Genomic DNA, 18223 nt, shown 5'->3' with positions numbered 1-18223 from the left:
TAACGAATTACCGATTTCTGTCCCACTCTCACTTTTTACTTTTTTAAGGATGTTAGAAAATGACGGTTAGGAAGCGCTTTAAAGATGAATATAAACAAAAATAAACAAAATACGACAAAAAATGATTGACAATCAATCAATATAGTGATATACTCTAACCATAAAATAAATAGTTAGATAAGGAGGTGGCAACAATGGGATTAAATCAACTCTTTAACAAAGATCTTGTATTTTGCCTACATGCCAAGGATCAAACAGATCTCTTTGAGCAGGTAGCAAGCTTATTGGAAGAGCGACAGATTGTGACACCAACCTATCGTTCCGCTTTGATTGAGCGTGAAAAGTCTTTCCCGACTGGATTAGACATGGAATTTCTTGGTAAAGACTTACCAAATGTGGCGATCCCGCACACAGACATTGTCCATAATCTCACTGAGAATGTGGTCGTGGTTCGTTTGGATCAACCCGTAACCTTCCATAATATGATTGCTCCAGATAAGGAAGTTCAAGTTTCGCTTTTATTCTTCATTATCAACAATTCAAGCTCTAGCCAAACCAATATTTTGGCCCAGCTGATGGATTTCTTTACATCCAATGGAAATCTCGAAGCTCTATCAAAATTAGATAGTGAAGATAAGCTTTATCAATACATTACGGAAACTATTTCCTAAAACATTCGTAAATATTTATAATGGAGGACATCCAAATGATTAAAATTTTAGCTGCCTGTGGTGCAGGTGTTAACTCTAGCCACCAAATTAAGAATGCGTTGGAAGAAGAGTTGTCAAACCGTGGTTATGATGTGCGTTGTGACGCTGTCATGGTCAAAGATGTCAATGAAGATTTGATTTCAGGTTATGATATCTTTACTCCAATTGCTGCAACTGATTTGGGATTTGATCCTGGTATTCCAGTGGTAGAAGCAGGACCAATTTTATTCCGTATTCCAGCGATGAGTGCGCCAGTCTTTGATAACATCGAAGCTGCCATTAAAGAACATGGATTAAGTTAATATTTTTTTAAACAAGTTTGTAAGCGTTATCCAATGATAAAATTGGGAACACTTTATGCCGTAAATTACAAAAAAATTATAAATCGGGAGGATTTATTATGAATGGCATTATTGATTTTGCCAATAAATTTTTCAAACCCATCCTAGACATGGGTGCTCCGATCATCATGTTGATCGTCTTGACTTTATTGGCTCTCTTGTTTGGAGTGAAATTCTCTAAAGCCCTTGAAGGTGGTATTAAACTTGCCATCGCCCTTACTGGTATCGGTGCCATCATCGGTATGTTGAATGGAGCTTTCTCAGCGTCTCTTGCAAAATTCGTTGAGAACACAGGTATTCAATTGAATATCACTGACGTTGGTTGGGCGCCTCTTGCGACCATCACTTGGGGGTCTGCCTGGACACTTTACTTCTTGTTGATTATGTTGATCGTCAACGTTATCATGCTTGCGATCAAGAAGACTGATACACTTGACGTCGATATCTTCGATATCTGGCACTTGTCTATCACTGGTCTTTTGATCAAATGGTATGCGGACAACAACGGTGTCAGCCAAGGTTTATCACTCTTCTTGGCAACTCTTGCAGTTGTCCTTGTAGGGATTATGAAAATCATCAACTCAGACTTGATGAAACCAACATTTGATGATTTGTTGAATGCACCAAGTTCATCACCTATGACTTCAACTCACATGAACTACATGATGAACCCAATCATCATGGTCTTGGATAAAATCTTTGACAAATTCTTCCCAGGTCTTGATAAATACGACTTCGACGCTGCTAAGTTGAACAAGAAGATCGGTTTCTGGGGATCTAAATTCTTTATCGGTTTCCTTCTTGGTATCGTCATCGGTATCATGGGTACTCCACATCCAGTAGCTGGTGTCCCAGATGCTGCCAAATGGGAATTGGTTATTAAAGGTTGGTTGAGCCTTGGTTTGACTGCCGGTGTCTGCTTGGAATTGTTCTCATTGATCGGTTCTTGGTTCATCGCAGCGGTAGAACCATTGTCACAAGGTATTACAAACGTTGCTACTAAACGTCTTCAAGGACGTAAATTCAACATCGGTTTGGACTGGCCATTTATCGCTGGTCGTGCTGAAATTTGGGCTTGTGCCAACGTACTTGCACCAATCATGTTGATCGAAGCAGTGCTTCTTTCTAAAGTCGGAAATGGTATCTTGCCACTTGCAGGTATCATCGCTATGGGTGTGACTCCAGCCTTGTTGGTTGTAACACGCGGTAAATTGATCCGTATGATCATCTTCGGAAGCCTTCTCTTGCCACTCTTCCTTCTTTCAGGAACATTGATTGCACCATTTGCAACTCAATTGGCTAAGAGTGTTGATGCCTTCCCTAAAGGGGTAGCTTCTACTCAATTGATCACTCACTCAACTCTTGAAGGACCAGTTGAAAAATTGCTCGGTTGGACAATCGGTAACGCAACAACTGGTGATATCAAAGCTATCCTTGGTGTAGTTGTCTTCTTGGCATTCTATATCGGAATCTTCGCTTGGTACAGAAAACAAATGATCAAACGTAACGAAGAATATGCTGCAAATGCAAAATAATCATCACATGTAGTTTGAAAACTGACACCATATCTTTTCTAGATATGGTGTTTTTATTTTAAAAAATGTTCGAAAATAAACAATTAAATGTTGACTTTCGTTCGAAATAGGTGTAATATAATATCAAAAGTAAGAAAATGTTTCTTTGTGAAAAATTAACAACAGGAATATTTGCTGAAACAAACAAAAGGAGGACAGGACATGTCTATTGTAATTGGTGCAGATGCTGCAGGATTAAGATTAAAAGATCTCGTGAAAGAGTTTCTTGTAAAAGAAAACTTCGATGTTGTAGATGTAACCGCTGAAGGTCAAGATTTTGTAGATGTGACACTTGCAGTTGCGAGCGAAGTGAACAAAAACGATCAAAATCTTGGAATCGTGATTGATGCTTATGGAGCTGGTCCATTTATGGTTGCGACTAAAATCAAAGGAATGGTGGCAGCAGAAGTTTCAGATGAACGTTCTGCTTATATGACACGTGGACACAACAATTCTCGAATGATTACCATGGGAGCTGAAATTGTTGGAGATGAATTGGCGAAAAACATTGCCAAAGGCTTCGTCAATGGTAAATACGACGGTGGCCGTCACCAAATCCGTGTTGATATGTTGAATAAGATGTGCTAATGAGAGGAGAATTCAAATGAGAATTGCAATTGGTTGTGATCACATTGTGACAAATGAAAAAATGGCTGTTTCTGATTTTTTGAAATCAAAAGGATACGAAGTGCTCGACTTTGGGACTTATGACCATACACGTACCCACTATCCAATCTTTGGTAAGAAAGTCGGTGAAGCCGTAGCAAGTGGCCAAGCAGATCTTGGAGTTTGTATCTGTGGTACTGGTGTTGGGATTAACAATGCGGTTAACAAAGTACCAGGTATCCGTTCTGCCTTGGTACGCGATATGACAACTGCTCTTTATGCAAAAGAAGAATTGAACGCAAATGTCATCGGGTTTGGTGGTAAAATTACGGGTGAATTGCTCATGTGCGATATCATTGAAGCATTCATTCACGCTGAATACAAACCAACTGAAGAAAATAAAAAATTGATCGCTAAGATCCAACATGTGGAAACCCATAATGCTCATCAAGCGGATGCTGATTTCTTTACAGAATTCCTTGAAAAATGGGACCGTGGTGAATACCACGACTAAGAGGTGACGTATGATATTAACGGTCACGCTGAACCCTTCGATTGATATTTCTTATCCTTTGGATGTACTCCAGTTGGATACAGTCAATCGTGTGGCTGAGGTGAGTAAGACAGCTGGTGGGAAAGGTCTCAATGTTACCCGTGTACTTTCTGAGATTAAGGATCCAGTGGCAGCGACTGGCCTACTTGGTGGTCGAACGGGGCAATTCATTCTCGATCATTTAGGAGAAGGAATAGAGGAACGTTTCTTTGAAATTGCTGGAGATACACGTAATTGTATCGCCATCCTTCACGAAGGCAAGCAAACAGAAATCTTAGAAAAAGGTCCAACCATTTCTGAGAAAGAAGGGCAAGACTTTGTCGACCATTATCGTCACTTGGTTGAACAAGTAGAGGTTGTAGCCATCTCTGGAAGTCTTCCTGCTGGTTTACCAGTGGACTACTATGCTAGCCTTGTCAAGGTTGCAAGCGAAGCAGGAAAACCAGTCGTACTCGATTGCTCGGGAGCTTCTTTAGAAGCTGCCATTCAAGCAGCTGTTAAGCCTACGGTCATTAAACCAAACAATGAAGAATTATCACAGTTGTTAGGAAAAGAAGTGAGTAAGAATGTGGAAGACTTAAAAGAAGTTCTTCAGGATTCTCTCTTTGATGGCATCGAATGGGTGATTGTCTCCCTTGGTGCAAATGGCGCTTTCGCTAAGCATGGGGATGTCTTCTATAAGGTAGATATTCCTAAGATTGCTGTCGTCAATCCAGTCGGATCTGGTGATTCGACTGTTGCAGGGATTGCATCTGGTCTCTATCATCATGAGAGTGACGCAGACTTGCTCAAGAAAGCAAATGTTCTTGGAATGTTAAATGCGCAAGAAGCAAAAACAGGACATGTCAACATGGGGCACTATGATGCCTTGTATCAACAATTAATCGTAAAAGAGGTATAAAATGGTATTAACAGAACAAAAACGCAACTATTTGGAACGTCTTAGTACAAAAGACGGTGTTATTTCAGCTTTGGCCTTCGACCAACGTGGGGCTTTGAAACGCTTGATGGCCAAATACCAAGACACTGAGCCAACTGTAGCACAAATGGAAGAATTGAAAGTTCTCGTAGCAGATGAATTGACAAAATATGCTTCATCAATGTTGTTGGACCCAGAATATGGTTTGCCTGCTACGAAAGCCTTGGACAAAGATGCTGGTCTCTTGCTTGCATACGAAAAGACAGGCTACGATACATCCAGCACCAAACGCTTGCCTGACTGCTTGAACCTTTGGTCAGCAAAACGCATCAAAGAACAAGGTGCTGATGCTGTGAAATTCTTGCTCTACTATGATGTAGATAGTGCAGAAGAACTCAACCAAGAAAAACAAGCTTACATCGAACGCATTGGTTCAGAATGTGTGGCAGAGGACATTCCATTCTTCCTTGAAATCTTGGCTTATGACGAAGGAATTGCAGATGCAACCTCTGCTGAATATGCGAAAGTGAAACCTCGTAAAGTCATTGAAGCTATGAAAGTCTTCTCAGATCCTCGTTTCAATATCGATGTCTTGAAAGTGGAAGTTCCAGTTAATGTGAACTTCGTGGAAGGATTTGGAGAAGGAGAAGTTGTCTATAGTCGTGAAGAAGCGGCTGCTTTCTTCAAAGAACAAGAAGAAGCAACCAACCTTCCATACATCTACCTCAGTGCAGGTGTATCTGCAAAACTCTTCCAAGAAACCTTGGAATTTGCTCATGCATCTGGTGCAAACTTCAACGGTGTTCTTTGTGGACGTGCGACATGGGCAGGTTCAGTAGAAGCTTACATCAAAGATGGAGAAGCAGCTGCTCGTGAATGGCTTCGTACAGAAGGTCGTCAAAATATTGAAGAATTGAATGCGGTCTTGGCTAAAGTGGCAACACCTTGGACAGAACGCGTGTAAGAAACAAATCGTTATTGCCTCCTAAAGCAACATTTAGAACATTGGAAGGAAGAAATTCCTTCCAATGTTCTTCATTATTTTTAGGCTTTGTTTATTTTTTATAAAAAAATGTTTAAAAATTTTCGCTGTAAGGGTTTACAAAATAAAAAACATATGATAGAATAAGTTCATAAGTTGAATAGCAGTGAGCGTTACTAAGTTAGATTAGGCGTGACCACAAGTAGACTGAACAATTAGTGTAGGCTAGTTTTTTCGGTTGCTTCGTGGTCATTTTTATTTGCTTTTAACAAATTTTACAAAGGAGAGCCTCATGTATCGTATTATCCATCCAATGAACAATAATGTTGCTTTGGTTCAAAATGAACTACAACAAGAGTTGATTGTTATTGGGAGTGGGATTGCATTTGGGAAAAAGAAAAATGATCTAGTAGCTGATGATAAGGTCGAAAAAGTATTTCGTTTAAATACGGATGAGTCAAGAGAAAACTTTATGGCCCTTCTAAAGGATGTTCCTCTTGATTTCATTACAACCACTTATGAAGTGATTGATACCTTGTCTAAGAAATATGCCTATCCTGTTCAAGAATATATCTATGTGACATTAACAGATCACATCTTTTGTTCTTACCAGGCAGTTCAACAGGGAAGATATAAATACAGTGACCTTCCTGATGTGTCTGCTATGCACCCGATTCCCTATAAAATCGCAAAAGAAGCGATTGAGATCTTTCGAAAGCGGCTCTTGGATCAATTTCCTGACGATGAAGTGAATCGCATCGCTTATCATTTCATTAATGCACAAGGGGAAATGATTCATGAGCAAGATCCAGATGTCCAGGACCGACAAGTTATTTTGAAAGCTGTAGAAGAAAAACTAGCTCAAAATGGATTGAAACGGAAAGAAGAAAACAGTCATTTCTATGATCGCTTTATGATCCATCTCAATTATTTCCTAGATTCGCTAGATAAGGGAAGAGAAGATCCAGAAGGTTTGAGCGAGATGGAACAACTGATTCAGCTAAGTTATCCAAAGGCTTATGAGATTAGTCATCAAATCTACCAAACCATCGCTGAACAGACAGGAGCCAAGATATCTCCTAATGAAAAAGTCTATTTAGCCCTTCATATTCAACGTCTATTATAAAAATTTTCAAAAGGTATCATAAGGAGGAACCAACATGAATAAAGAAGAAGTCCAATTACTTGGCTTTGAAATTGTCGCTTATGCCGGTGACGCTCGATCAAAATTAGTGGAAGCCTTAAAAGCTGCTGAAAATGGTGATTTTGCTAAAGCAGAATCCTTAGTAGAAGAAGCAGGGTCTTGTATCGCTGAGGCTCACAAATCTCAAACGACCATGCTAGCGCATGAAGCAGCAGGAGAAGAAATCCCCTATAGCATTACCATGATGCATGGTCAAGACCATCTCATGACAACGATCCTATTAAAAGACGTGATTCACCATCTGATTGAACTATATAAAAGAGGAGCGAAATAATGAATAAACTGATTGAACTGATTGAAAAAGGGAAACCATTCTTTGAAAAGATTTCTCGAAACAAATATTTGCGAGCGATTCGGGATGGCTTTATTGCAGGGATGCCTGTTATCCTTTTCTCATCTATTTTCATCCTAATTGCGTATGTACCAAACGCTTGGGGATTCCATTGGTCTAAAGATATTGAAACTTTCTTGATGACTCCATATAGCTATTCTATGGGCATCTTGGCCTTCTTCGTTGGTGGGACAACGGCTAAGGCTTTGACTGATTCAATGAACCGTGACCTCCCAGCAACCAACCAAATCAACTTCATTTCTACAATGTTGGCTTCTATGGTTGGCTTCTTGCTCATGGCTGCTGAACCTGCTAAAGATGGCGGATTCTTAACAGCATTCATGGGGACTAAAGGGTTGCTAACAGCCTTTATTGCAGCCTTTGTTACCGTTAATGTTTACAAGGTCTGCGTGAAAAACAATGTGACGATTCGCATGCCAGACGAAGTTCCACCAAATATCTCTCAAGTATTTAAAGACTTGATTCCATTCACTGTATCAGTGGTTCTCCTTTATGGACTTGAATTGATTGTTAAGGGCGGTCTCGGTGTAACAGTAGCTGAATCTATCGGTACGCTTCTTGCTCCTCTCTTCTCAGCAGCAGATGGTTATGTTGGAATTACGATCATTTTCGGTGCTTTTGCATTCTTCTGGTTTATTGGTATTCACGGCCCATCTATCGTTGAGCCTGCGATTGCAGCGATCACTTATGCAAATGCCGAAGTCAACTTGAACTTGATTCAACAAGGAATGCACGCTGATAAGATCCTTACTTCAGGTACTCAAATGTTTATCGTTACTATGGGTGGTACTGGTGCGACTCTTGTCGTTCCATTCATGTTCATGTGGTTAACGAAATCAAAACGTAACCGTGCAATTGGACGTGCATCTGTAGTTCCAACATTCTTTGGTGTTAACGAACCAATCTTGTTCGGTGCTCCATTGGTATTGAACCCAATCTTCTTCATTCCATTTATCTTTGCTCCAATTGCAAACGTATGGATCTTCAAATTCTTTGTTGATACCTTGGGAATGAACTCATTTACTTCTAACCTACCATGGACAACTCCTGGACCTCTGGGTATTGTTCTTGGTACGAACTTCCAAGTACTTTCATTCATCCTTGCTGCACTTCTTGTTGTAGTAGACGTGATCATTTACTACCCATTCGTTAAAGTTTACGATGAACAAATTCTTGAAGAAGAACGTTCAGGTAAATCAAACGATAGCTTGAAAGAAAAAGTTGCTGCAAACTTTAACACTGCAAAAGCAGATGCTATTCTTGAAAAAGCTGGTGTTGAAGGTGAACCAGTTCAAAACAATATCACAAAAGAAACAAACGTATTGGTTCTTTGTGCCGGTGGTGGAACTAGTGGACTTCTTGCCAATGCTTTGAATAAAGCTGCTGCAGAATACAATGTTCCTGTGAAGGCTGCTGCTGGTGGTTACGGTGCTCACCGTGAAATGTTGCCAGAATTTGACCTTGTTATCCTTGCTCCTCAAGTAGCTTCAAACTATGAAGATATGAAGGCTGAAACAGATAAACTTGGAATCAAATTGGCTAAGACTGAAGGAGCTCAATACATCAAGTTGACTCGTGATGGTAAAGGCGCTCTTGCATTCGTTCAAGCTCAATTCGATTAACGATAGGGACTGTGAAACAGTCTCCTATCGTAACGGAAATCGCTATGGCGATTTTCCTAATCGACTTGTTAATTCGTCGGTAAAAATATATCGTTTTTACCTCCTCATGTCACAATTCGGTGGCTTGGTACAAGAAGTGAGATGGAGATGGATGGCTCACTAACTCCTCTCCATCTTGCTTTATTTTTATTTTATGATTGAGAAGGGGAAACTTATGTCAAAAACATTACCTAAAGATTTTATTTTCGGTGGGGCAACAGCGGCATATCAGGCTGAAGGTGCAACTCATACAGATGGTAAAGGACCAGTTGCATGGGACAAATACTTAGCAGACAACTATTGGTATACTGCTGAACCAGCAAGTGATTTCTACCATAAATATCCAGTAGACTTACAGTTGGCGGAAGAATATGGCGTAAACGGAATTCGTATTTCTATTGCTTGGTCACGTATTTTCCCAACTGGTTATGGTGAAGTCAATCCAAAAGGGGTAGAATTCTATCATAAGTTATTTGCGGAATGCCACAAACGTCATGTAGAACCATTCGTAACTCTTCACCACTTTGATACTCCAGAAGCTCTTCACTCAAACGGAGACTTCTTGAATCGTGAAAATATCGAACACTTTGTAGATTACGCTGCCTTCTGTTTCGAAGAATTCCCAGAAGTCAACTACTGGACAACCTTCAATGAAATTGGCCCAATCGGTGATGGTCAATACTTAGTAGGTAAATTCCCACCAGGTATTCAATATGACCTTGCCAAAGTCTTCCAATCACACCACAATATGATGGTTTCTCATGCACGTGCTGTGAAATTGTACAAAGACAAAGGCTACAAAGGTGAAATCGGGGTTGTTCACGCCCTTCCAACTAAGTATCCATTGGATCCTAAAAATCCTGCAGACGTACGGGCTGCTGAGTTGGAAGATATCATCCACAACAAATTTATCTTGGATGCAACCTACCTTGGACACTATTCAGATGCAACCATGGAAGGTGTAAACCACATTTTGTCTGTTAATGGTGGTAGCTTGGATCTTCGTGACGAAGACTTTGCAGCACTTGAAGCAGCTAAAGATTTGAACGACTTCCTTGGAATTAACTACTACATGAGTGACTGGATGGAAGCCTTTGATGGTGAAACTGAAATCATCCACAATGGTAAAGGGGAGAAAGGAAGCTCTAAATACCAAATCAAAGGTGTTGGACGTCGTGTAGCTCCTGACTATGTACCTCGTACTGACTGGGACTGGATCATCTACCCTCAAGGTTTGTATGATCAAATCATGCGTGTCAAGAAAGATTATCCAAACTACAAGAAGATCTACATCACTGAAAACGGACTTGGATACAAAGATGAATTTGTGGACAACACGGTTTACGATGATGGCCGGATCGATTATGTGAAACAACACTTGGAAGTCTTGTCTGATGCGATTGCCGATGGGGCAAACGTCAAGGGCTACTTCATCTGGTCATTAATGGATGTCTTCTCATGGTCAAATGGTTATGAAAAACGCTATGGTCTCTTCTATGTTGATTTCGATACACAAGAACGTTATCCTAAGAAATCGGCTCATTGGTACAAGAAAGTAGCAGAAAGCCAAGTGATTGAATAAGGATCAACTGGAACTGTTTTAGTTCCAGTTTTTTATTTTCACTTGATGAAGGTCTCTTAAACGCATCTCTTCTTTCAGCCCCTAATTTATGGTATAATAGATCGATACTGTAATAAGGAAAATAGAATGAATATACAACAATTACGATATGTAGTGGCGATTGCCAATAGTGGTACTTTTCGTGAAGCTGCTGAAAAAATGTATGTGAGTCAGCCGAGCTTGTCCATATCCGTCAGAGATCTGGAAAAGGAACTGGGCTTTAAAATTTTTCGTCGAACTAGTTCGGGGACATTTTTGACCCGTCGGGGAATGGAATTTTATGAAAAAGCGCAGGACGTGGTTAAGGGGTTTGATATTTTTCAAAATCAATATGCCAGTCCTGAAGAAGAGAAGAAAGAATTCTCTATTTCTAGTCAACACTATGACTTCTTGCCGCCTTTGATGACGGAATTCTCGATCCGCTATCCGGAAAATAAAAACTTCCGCATCTTTGAGTCAACGACGGTCCAAATTTTGGATGAAGTAGCTCAAGGGCATAGTGAGTTGGGGATTATTTATCTCAACCGTCAAAATACCAAGGGAATTATGCAACGGGTCGATAAATTAGGGCTTGAAGTAGTGGATTTGATTCCTTTTCAGACTCATATTTACCTTCGCAAGGGACACCCTCTGGCTAAGAAGAAAAAACTGGTCATGGAAGATCTAGCTCAGTTGCCAACTGTTCGCTTTACCCAAGAAAAAGATGAGTACCTCTATTATTCAGAGAACTTTGTCGATACCAGTTCGAGCTCCCAAATGTTCAATGTAACCGACCGGGCTACCTTGAATGGGATCTTGGAGCGGACAGATGCTTATGCGACAGGATCAGGCTTTTTAGATAGCCAGTCCGTGAATGGCATCACCGTTATTCCTTTGGAAGATAACCTGGACAATAAAATGGTCTATGTCAAACGCGAAGAGATGGATCTCTCTCCTGTAGCAGAGAAGTTTGTCGAGGTTATGGTAGAATATTTTGATCAAAAGAGGTAAGAAATGAAGAGAAAAACAATGGTCCCAGTAGCGATCGTCCTTTTGGTCCTACTGGATCAGCTGGTCAAATGGTATGTGGTGAAGAACATTCCACTGGGTGTCGTCAAGTCTTTTATTCCCCATGTGGTTAGTCTGACCTATCTTCAAAACACAGGTGCAGCTTTTTCGCTTCTTGAAAATCAGCAATGGTTCTTTACACTCATCACTCTAGTCGTGATGGTAGGGGCCTTTTACTATCTTTATAAGCACCTCAAAGGTTCGCTTTGGATGGTGACAGGCTTGACCTTGGTTATTGCAGGTGGCTTGGGGAATTTTATCGATCGCCTGCGTCAGGGATTTGTAGTCGATATGTTCCACCTGGACTTTATGAATTTTGCCATTTTTAATGTAGCAGATAGCTATTTGACAGTTGGAGTTTTCTTGCTCCTGATCCTGATGTTGAAAGAGGAAACGCATGGAAATTAAAATCGAAGTAGCCGGTGCGCGACTGGATAAAGCTTTGGCGGATTTGACCCCCTTGTCACGAGCTGTGGCTAATGAGCAGATCAAAGAAGGAAAAGTTCTGGTCAATGGGACTGTGAAAAAAGCCAAGTACACGGTCAAAGAAGGAGACGTCATCCAGTATGAAGTACCAGAAGTGGAAGAGGTCAGCTATGAAGCAGAAGATCTGCCCTTAGACATCGTCTATGAGGACCAGGATGTCGTCGTCGTTAATAAACCTCAAGGCATGGTTGTTCACCCTAGTGCGGGTCATACCAGTGGGACCTTGGTCAATGCGCTCTTATACCATGTCAAGGACCTTTCTGGGATCAATGGGGAATTGCGTCCAGGGATCGTTCATCGGATTGATAAAGACACGTCAGGCCTCTTGATGATCGCAAAAAATGACCAAGCTCACGTCGCCTTAGCAGAGGAACTAAAAGGCAAAAAATCTCTACGGAAGTATTGGGCCATTGTCCATGGCAACCTTCCCAACGATCGTGGGATGATTGAAGCACCAATTGGTCGTAGTGAAAAGGACCGGAAAAAACAAGCGGTGACGACTAAAGGAAAACCAGCAGTGACCCGTTTTCAGGTTTTGGAACGCTTTGGGAATTACACTTTAGTAGAGTTGCAACTGGAGACCGGTCGCACCCACCAAATTCGGGTGCACATGGCCTATATTGGCCATCCAGTAGCTGGAGATCCTGCTTATGGTCCTAAGAAGACACTCAAAGGACAAGGACAGTTTCTTCATGCGCGGACACTTGGTTTTACCCACCCTCGCACAGGCGAGACCTTGGAATTTACAGCAGAAGTGCCAGCGATCTTTGAAAAAACGCTGGAAGACCTTCGAAAAGGATAATGAAGATGGCTGAATGGAGATTCAGTCACTTTCATTAGATACGAAATAAATAGTATTAGAAAGAAACTTAGCGATGAAAGCAAAACGAATCGTCTTTAAAGTAGGGACCTCGTCTTTGACCAATCCTGATGGGAGTCTCTCCAGACAGAAGGTCAAGGTCATTACCCAGCAGTTGGCTCTCTTACATGAATCAGGTCATGAGTTGATCTTGGTCTCATCAGGGGCAGTTGCTGCTGGATTTGGTGCCCTTGGTTTTAAGAAACGGCCGACCAAGGTAGCAGACAAGCAAGCTTCTGCGGCAGTTGGGCAAGGCTTACTGATGGAAGAATACACAGCCAACCTGCTCTTACGCAACATTGTTTCTGCGCAGATTTTGTTGACCCAGGATGATTTTGCGGATCAGCGCCGCTATAAAAATGCTCATCAGGCCCTTTCTGTCCTGCTCAATCGTGGGGCTATTCCGATTATCAATGAAAATGATACGGTCTCTATCGCTGAGCTAAAAGTTGGTGACAATGATACCTTGAGTGCGCAGGTTGCGGCCATGGCCCAAGCGGATCTTTTGGTGCTGTTGACGGATGTGGATGGCCTCTATACAGCCAATCCTTCTCAGGATCCAACAGCCAAGCGTTTGGAGCGGATCGAACACATTTCCCGCGAGATGATCGAGATGGCGGGTGGTGCGGGTAGTAGCAATGGAACTGGCGGAATGCTGACCAAACTCAAGGCAGCGACCCTGGCGACCGAGTCTGGGGTTCCTGTCTATATTTGCTCATCTCTCAAGCCTGATGCATTGATCGAAGCGGCGCAAGAGCAATCAGATGGCAGTTACTTCCTAGCAGAGGACAAGGGGTTAAAAACCCAGAAGCAATGGCTAGCCTTTTATGCAGAAAGTAAAGGAGCTCTTTGGGTGGATGCTGGAGCGGCTGAGGCCTTGTTGCAATACGGAAAGAGTTTATTGATTTCTGGTGTGACCAAGGCAGAAGGGGATTTTTCTTATCAAGACATCGTCAGTGTCTATCATCAAGAGTCAGGACAATTACTAGGGAAAGGGAAAGTTCGTCTCGGCCAGTCAGCTGTGCGCGATATGCTCCAATCTAAAAAAGCCAAGGGAATCCTCATCCACCGGGATGATTGGATCTCGGTAACTCCTGAGATTGACTTACTCTTTACAGAATTCTAAAGGAAAATGTATGGAAACAACACAAGAACAATTAGTCTTAGCGAGATCGGCTAAGAAAAGCATCAATACGGCCAGTACTGCTCTTAAAAATCAGGCCTTAGAAGCTATGGCCAGCCAGCTTCTGAAAGCGACGGAAGCCATTTTAGCAGCCAATCAAATCGATATGGAAGCGGCACGCGGGAAGATCTCTGAAGTCATGCTAGATCGCCTATTTCTTGATAAAGAGCGGATTGTAGGGATGGCACAAGGTATCCGTGCTTTAATCGATCTGCCAGATCCGATTGGGGAAGTGCTGGATACTGAAGTTTTGGAAAATGGCCTTAAAATCCAGAAGATTCGAGTCGCTATGGGCGTCATTGGGATCATTTATGAAAGCCGTCCAAATGTAACGTCAGACGCTGCAGCGCTTGCTATCAAGAGTGGAAATGCAGTGGTTCTTCGTACTGGAAAGGATGCTTTTCATTCTGCCCAAGCGATCGTGACCGCACTCAAGGGTGGATTGGAAGAATCCGGACTCAATCCAGCCCTTCTCCAATTGATCCAAGATACGAGTCGAGCTTCCAGCCTTGCTATGATGAAGGCCAAGGGCTACCTGGACTTGCTTATTCCACGAGGTGGTGCTGGCTTGATCCAAGCAGTGGTTGAAAATGCCATTGTCCCCGTGATCGAGACAGGAACTGGAATTGTTCATGTCTATGTGGACAAGGAGGCTGATTTCCAGAAAGCCCTCGCCATTATTGAAAATGCTAAGACCAGTCGGCCGTCTGTCTGCAATGCTATGGAGGTCTTGTTGGTGGATCGAGCGATCGCGTCTGACTTCTTGCCTTTGGTCAAAGAGCGTTTAGTGGATGCACGGGAAAGATCCGTTGAGTTGCGCCTAGATGAGCAAGCACAGGCAATCATTTCGGGAACAGCGGCGCAGGAGCAGGATTTTGATACCGAATTTTTAGATTATATTTTAGCAGTCAAGGTCGTTGATGGAGTTGAGAAAGCGGTGGACCACATTGAAGCTCATAGCACCCATCATTCAGATGCCATTGTGACTGAAAATCCTGAGACAGCCGCTTATTTTACCAAGCAAGTAGATTCAGCAGCCGTTTATGTCAATGCATCTACACGCTTTACAGACGGGGGTCAATTTGGCCTAGGTTGTGAAATGGGGATCTCGACCCAAAAACTCCATGCGCGTGGACCAATGGGACTGCGGGAGATGACTAGTTACAAGTATATCGTCAGTGGAAATGGTCAAGTGAGGTAAGTCATGAAAGTAGCATTTATCGGTCTTGGAAATATGGGAGCTAGTCTGGCCAAAGCGGTCGCAAAAGAAGTGGCTAACACAGACCTGCTCTTGGTCAACCGTTCCCCTCAAAAGGTGGAAGAGTTTATCAGCCAGTATGGGGGAACGGCGTCTAATCTTGAACAAGTCTTTCAAGAGGCGGAGGTCATCTTCTTAGGTGTCAAACCCTATCAACTCAGCCCTTTACTTGAAGAGTACCAGGTCATTTTGGGCCAACGATCCAATCTCCTGTTGGTTTCTATGGCAGCAGGTCTGGAACTGGAGCAAATGTCAAGTGTAGTTAAAAATGAGCGGGTGGGTCTCATCCGCATCATGCCTAATACACCAGTAGCCATTGGTCAAGGTGTCATCAGTTTGGCCCGCTCCCAAGCAGTAACAGACCAGCAAGTAGCCCAAGTCAAACAGCTCTTAGCAGGAGCAGGAGCTCTCTATGAAATCGAAGAAAATTTGATGGATCCTGCAACTGCTGTTGCAGGCTGTGGTCCAGCTTTTGTCTATCAGATGATCGAAGCCATGGCGGATGCAGGAGTAGCTTTGGGATTACCACGTAATCAGTCTCTTCAGATGGCGGCTCAGACTTTCAAAGGGGCCGCCAGTATGGTCTTAGAGACGGGACAACATCCTGGAAGCTTGAAGGATGCAGTTTGTAGCCCAGGTGGCTCAACTATCGCAGGAGTCAATTGCTTAGAACAAGTCGGCCTACGGGGCGACATTATTGCAGGTGTGGAAGCTGCCTACAAACGCACCCAAGAAATGGGACAAGAGGCAGGGCGAAATTAGATAAAATAATTGGTCAAAACCAAGTTTGGAGAACGTTGACGAACTGTTCTTTTATACAAATCTAACAAATTCAGAGTTATCCAATCCTCTATTGAAACTTTTCGCTGTGAGAAAAGTGCCTGAAACTTAATGGTTTCAGGCACTCGGGAGTTTTGGAACCTTAGGTTCAAAACTAAGTCATGGAACTTCGAAGAAGTTCGCTGACGTCCGTTCTCACCTAAGGAAAGTTTCTAAGAGGACTTTATTTTCAATGTAAAAGATTGGTTTTTTGGCCAATCTTTTTTACGTTAGAGCGACTCTATCTCTACGAAGCCATGTTCAGTCAGACGATAGATTTTTTGGCAGACTTCTTTGAGGAAGGTCCGATCGTGGGAGACTGTAACCAGTCCACCTGGGTAGTCTGCGAATAGGCGACGAATTTCTGGTTGGGAAGTGGGGGAAAAATTGCGAGTAGGCTCGTCCAAGAGCAGAAACTGGGGACTTGTGAGGACTAGTTGTAGGAGAAAGAGTTTTCCTTGCTGGCCACCAGAAAGTTCAGAGATCGGATGGTGCATTTCAGAATAGGTAAAGTTGAGGGAGGCTAAATGCAATTGAATGGTGTTGATTTCTTCGCGATCGCCTGTATGCTGTAAGAATTGAACGGGTGTCTGAGTCAGAGGGAGGCCTTCAGTGTAATCTTGAGGCATATAGGCAGTGCGGATACTCTCATTCTTCCGTAAGATTTCCCATATCATTTTTAGGAGAGTGGATTTCCCAACACCGTTGGAACCGATAATCCCTATCTTATCCTGCCCTTGAAGTGTGAGGGAGAGGTTCTTGACTAGGACACGATCACCAATTGTGAGCTCTTCCTGATCTAAGAGAAGGACACGTTTTTGAGGAGACAAGGGAGTGAGGGAAGGGAAATGCAGATGGATGATTTCCTCATCATAGGGTTGGGAAGTCATGGATTGGAATTCTCGCTCGTAGCGCTTTTCTTGTGAGAGGAGGGACTTCATTTTCTTTGCCAGGAGACGTCCAGCAGTGCTATCCTTGGTGTTTCGTAAGGAAGTTTGGACTTGCTGACGGACGCGACGGTGCTTCTCCATTGTTTTTTGGTAGGCTCGTTGATCGTTGGCCGCTTTCTGAGTCTGTTGCTTGAATTGTTGCTCCCTCTGGCTACTGTAGTCTTGATAGCCTAGGTGCTCCACGATCGTTTCAGCCTCCTTGCGGTGTTTAATCAGTCTGAGGTGAATGATGGTATCCGCCGTCTGAGTTAAAAAATCTTCATGATGGGAAATAAATATGATGGTTTGGGGGCTCGTTTGGATCATCTGCTGGAGCCAGTCCAGAGTCTCTATATCCAGATCATTTGAAGGTTCATCTAAAAATAGCAATTCATGAGGACGACAAAGTTCGTGAAGCAGTTGGACTTTGAGGGCTTCTCCTCCAGATAGACTTCCAATAGCTTGGTCGCTCGCAAAGCGGTCGCTATCAAATTGCAATTGATCAGCCAGTCTGTAGAGGGTGGCATAGTCTAGCTCGTCTTCTCCAAAAAAATATTCTTCCAATGTTTTTCCCTTCAATACTTCCGGCAAAGACTGGGGAATATAGGCATAGGAGTGAAAGGAAGTGGTGATTTCGCCTTCTATTGTCAGATAATCTGGTAGGGATTTTGGGGACATGAGGACGTGAAGTAAGGAAGATTTTCCATTTCCTTCTTCGCCAATAATGGTAACTTTTTCACCTTCATGAATGGTTAAGGAAAGATCTCGAACCAGATCGCGTAAATCTTTTGTATGTCGGATAATGAGGTGGGATAGTTTTAGCATAAGATTCCTTTCTACTGGGACAAAAAACAGCTCTACTTATTTAGTAGAGCTGTATTCAAGTGGACCCAAACAGAAAAAGACCTTATTTAGCCAACAAATGGTTGGAGAATAGGCGAGAGGGTACACAAAAAGAGATAGAACAAGCAGTCCACTAAATAAAGTATTTTATTTAACGAAACTTAGTTGTTCATATCTCCTTACCTCCGAATATGATTAGATTTATTCTATTCCTTTTATTCGTTATTGTCAAGGAATTCCTTGCTTCTTATTCCCTTTTCTTTTCGGACTCGGGGG

The 18223-nt window shown here is 42.5% G+C and carries 18 protein-coding genes; 17 read left to right on the top strand and 1 reads right to left on the bottom strand.

Annotated features, from left to right (window positions below):
• Window positions 1–194: 194 nt before the first annotated feature.
• The 17 genes from HMPREF2686_RS02485 (at window position 195) to proC (ending at window position 16118) form a co-directional block, all read left to right on the top strand.
• Window positions 195–671, top strand: coding sequence for a PTS sugar transporter subunit IIA (locus tag HMPREF2686_RS02485; RefSeq protein WP_003007730.1), 477 nt, complete (start codon window positions 195–197; stop codon window positions 669–671).
• A gap of 35 nt (window positions 672–706) precedes the next feature.
• Window positions 707–1012: a PTS sugar transporter subunit IIB gene (locus HMPREF2686_RS02480; protein WP_003002828.1), complete on the top strand. Its 306-nt coding sequence runs from the start codon at window positions 707–709 to the stop codon at window positions 1010–1012.
• A gap of 98 nt (window positions 1013–1110) precedes the next feature.
• Complete coding sequence (locus HMPREF2686_RS02475) at window positions 1111–2586, top strand: PTS transporter subunit IIC (RefSeq protein WP_049474601.1); 1476 nt, start codon at window positions 1111–1113, stop codon at window positions 2584–2586.
• 201 nt (window positions 2587–2787) lie between these two features.
• Window positions 2788–3213, top strand: a complete 426-nt coding sequence (gene lacA / locus HMPREF2686_RS02470) for a galactose-6-phosphate isomerase subunit LacA (RefSeq protein WP_003007724.1) — start codon at window positions 2788–2790, stop codon at window positions 3211–3213.
• Window positions 3214–3229: 16 nt separating this feature from the next.
• Window positions 3230–3745, top strand: a complete 516-nt coding sequence (gene lacB / locus HMPREF2686_RS02465) for a galactose-6-phosphate isomerase subunit LacB (RefSeq protein WP_003002763.1) — start codon at window positions 3230–3232, stop codon at window positions 3743–3745.
• Window positions 3746–3755: 10 nt separating this feature from the next.
• A complete protein-coding gene (locus HMPREF2686_RS02460; protein ID WP_049506391.1) occupies window positions 3756–4685 on the top strand; it encodes a tagatose-6-phosphate kinase in 930 nt (309 codons plus the stop codon).
• A 1-nt stretch (window position 4686) separates the two neighbouring features.
• Window positions 4687–5667: a tagatose-bisphosphate aldolase gene (gene lacD / locus HMPREF2686_RS02455; protein ID WP_070449092.1), complete on the top strand. Its 981-nt coding sequence runs from the start codon at window positions 4687–4689 to the stop codon at window positions 5665–5667.
• A 310-nt stretch (window positions 5668–5977) separates the two neighbouring features.
• The gene (locus HMPREF2686_RS02450) at window positions 5978–6811 is read left to right on the top strand and encodes a PRD domain-containing protein (protein ID WP_021153391.1); all 834 of its coding nucleotides are present in this window, start codon (window positions 5978–5980) and stop codon (window positions 6809–6811) included.
• A 34-nt stretch (window positions 6812–6845) separates the two neighbouring features.
• A complete protein-coding gene (locus HMPREF2686_RS02445) occupies window positions 6846–7163 on the top strand; it encodes a PTS lactose/cellobiose transporter subunit IIA (protein WP_003007713.1) in 318 nt (105 codons plus the stop codon).
• The gene (locus HMPREF2686_RS02440) at window positions 7163–8863 is read left to right on the top strand and encodes a lactose-specific PTS transporter subunit EIIC (RefSeq protein ID WP_049518375.1); all 1701 of its coding nucleotides are present in this window, start codon (window positions 7163–7165) and stop codon (window positions 8861–8863) included. Before HMPREF2686_RS02445 ends, HMPREF2686_RS02440 begins: the two co-directional genes overlap by 1 nt.
• 214 nt (window positions 8864–9077) lie before the next feature.
• Window positions 9078–10484 (top strand): 6-phospho-beta-galactosidase, encoded by a 1407-nt coding sequence (lacG, locus tag HMPREF2686_RS02435; protein WP_083280250.1) that lies wholly within the window; start codon window positions 9078–9080, stop codon window positions 10482–10484.
• Between the two features lie 126 nt (window positions 10485–10610).
• The gene (locus HMPREF2686_RS02430; protein ID WP_003001728.1) at window positions 10611–11513 is read left to right on the top strand and encodes a LysR family transcriptional regulator; all 903 of its coding nucleotides are present in this window, start codon (window positions 10611–10613) and stop codon (window positions 11511–11513) included.
• A gap of 3 nt (window positions 11514–11516) precedes the next feature.
• The gene (gene lspA, locus HMPREF2686_RS02425; RefSeq protein ID WP_003001852.1) at window positions 11517–11978 is read left to right on the top strand and encodes a signal peptidase II; all 462 of its coding nucleotides are present in this window, start codon (window positions 11517–11519) and stop codon (window positions 11976–11978) included.
• Entirely contained in the window at window positions 11968–12858 is an 891-nt protein-coding gene (locus HMPREF2686_RS02420; protein WP_070449090.1) for an RluA family pseudouridine synthase, read from the top strand. The genes lspA and HMPREF2686_RS02420 overlap by 11 nt, the downstream gene beginning before the upstream one ends.
• Window positions 12859–12931: 73 nt before the next feature.
• Complete coding sequence (proB, locus tag HMPREF2686_RS02415) at window positions 12932–14041, top strand: glutamate 5-kinase (RefSeq protein WP_070449089.1); 1110 nt, start codon at window positions 12932–12934, stop codon at window positions 14039–14041.
• Window positions 14042–14051: 10 nt separating this feature from the next.
• Entirely contained in the window at window positions 14052–15299 is a 1248-nt protein-coding gene (locus HMPREF2686_RS02410; RefSeq protein WP_070449087.1) for a glutamate-5-semialdehyde dehydrogenase, read from the top strand.
• A gap of 3 nt (window positions 15300–15302) precedes the next feature.
• Window positions 15303–16118, top strand: a complete 816-nt coding sequence (proC, locus tag HMPREF2686_RS02405; protein ID WP_070449085.1) for a pyrroline-5-carboxylate reductase — start codon at window positions 15303–15305, stop codon at window positions 16116–16118.
• Window positions 16119–16405: 287 nt separating this feature from the next.
• Here proC and HMPREF2686_RS02400 read toward each other — a convergent pair whose 3' ends face one another.
• Window positions 16406–17929, bottom strand: a complete 1524-nt coding sequence (locus HMPREF2686_RS02400) for an ATP-binding cassette domain-containing protein (protein ID WP_070449084.1) — start codon at window positions 17927–17929, stop codon at window positions 16406–16408.
• Between the last annotated feature and the right edge of the window lie 294 nt (window positions 17930–18223).

The sequence above is a fragment of the Streptococcus sp. HMSC057G03 genome (genome assembly GCF_001808745.1).
GTDB lineage: Bacteria > Bacillota > Bacilli > Lactobacillales > Streptococcaceae > Streptococcus > Streptococcus parasanguinis_Z.
This window is presented reverse-complemented; position numbering and strand designations above follow the sequence as displayed.

What these genes read in the sequence shown, in the direction of transcription:
- lspA (WP_003001852.1), top strand. Translation starts at nt 11,517, where the DNA reads ATGAAGAGAAAAACAATGGTCCCAGTAGCGATCGTCCTTTTGGTCCTA.
- lacB (WP_003002763.1), top strand. Translation starts at nt 3,230, where the DNA reads ATGAGAATTGCAATTGGTTGTGATCACATTGTGACAAATGAAAAAATG.
- lacD (WP_070449092.1), top strand. Translation starts at nt 4,687, where the DNA reads ATGGTATTAACAGAACAAAAACGCAACTATTTGGAACGTCTTAGTACA.
- HMPREF2686_RS02430 (WP_003001728.1), top strand. Translation starts at nt 10,611, where the DNA reads ATGAATATACAACAATTACGATATGTAGTGGCGATTGCCAATAGTGGT.
- lacG (WP_083280250.1), top strand. Translation starts at nt 9,078, where the DNA reads ATGTCAAAAACATTACCTAAAGATTTTATTTTCGGTGGGGCAACAGCG.
- HMPREF2686_RS02475 (WP_049474601.1), top strand. Translation starts at nt 1,111, where the DNA reads ATGAATGGCATTATTGATTTTGCCAATAAATTTTTCAAACCCATCCTA.
- HMPREF2686_RS02400 (WP_070449084.1), bottom strand. Translation starts at nt 17,929, where the DNA reads ATGCTAAAACTATCCCACCTCATTATCCGACATACAAAAGATTTACGC.
- proB (WP_070449089.1), top strand. Translation starts at nt 12,932, where the DNA reads ATGAAAGCAAAACGAATCGTCTTTAAAGTAGGGACCTCGTCTTTGACC.
- HMPREF2686_RS02460 (WP_049506391.1), top strand. Translation starts at nt 3,756, where the DNA reads ATGATATTAACGGTCACGCTGAACCCTTCGATTGATATTTCTTATCCT.
- proC (WP_070449085.1), top strand. Translation starts at nt 15,303, where the DNA reads ATGAAAGTAGCATTTATCGGTCTTGGAAATATGGGAGCTAGTCTGGCC.
- HMPREF2686_RS02480 (WP_003002828.1), top strand. Translation starts at nt 707, where the DNA reads ATGATTAAAATTTTAGCTGCCTGTGGTGCAGGTGTTAACTCTAGCCAC.
- HMPREF2686_RS02410 (WP_070449087.1), top strand. Translation starts at nt 14,052, where the DNA reads ATGGAAACAACACAAGAACAATTAGTCTTAGCGAGATCGGCTAAGAAA.
- HMPREF2686_RS02420 (WP_070449090.1), top strand. Translation starts at nt 11,968, where the DNA reads ATGGAAATTAAAATCGAAGTAGCCGGTGCGCGACTGGATAAAGCTTTG.
- HMPREF2686_RS02440 (WP_049518375.1), top strand. Translation starts at nt 7,163, where the DNA reads ATGAATAAACTGATTGAACTGATTGAAAAAGGGAAACCATTCTTTGAA.
- lacA (WP_003007724.1), top strand. Translation starts at nt 2,788, where the DNA reads ATGTCTATTGTAATTGGTGCAGATGCTGCAGGATTAAGATTAAAAGAT.
- HMPREF2686_RS02445 (WP_003007713.1), top strand. Translation starts at nt 6,846, where the DNA reads ATGAATAAAGAAGAAGTCCAATTACTTGGCTTTGAAATTGTCGCTTAT.
- HMPREF2686_RS02485 (WP_003007730.1), top strand. Translation starts at nt 195, where the DNA reads ATGGGATTAAATCAACTCTTTAACAAAGATCTTGTATTTTGCCTACAT.
- HMPREF2686_RS02450 (WP_021153391.1), top strand. Translation starts at nt 5,978, where the DNA reads ATGTATCGTATTATCCATCCAATGAACAATAATGTTGCTTTGGTTCAA.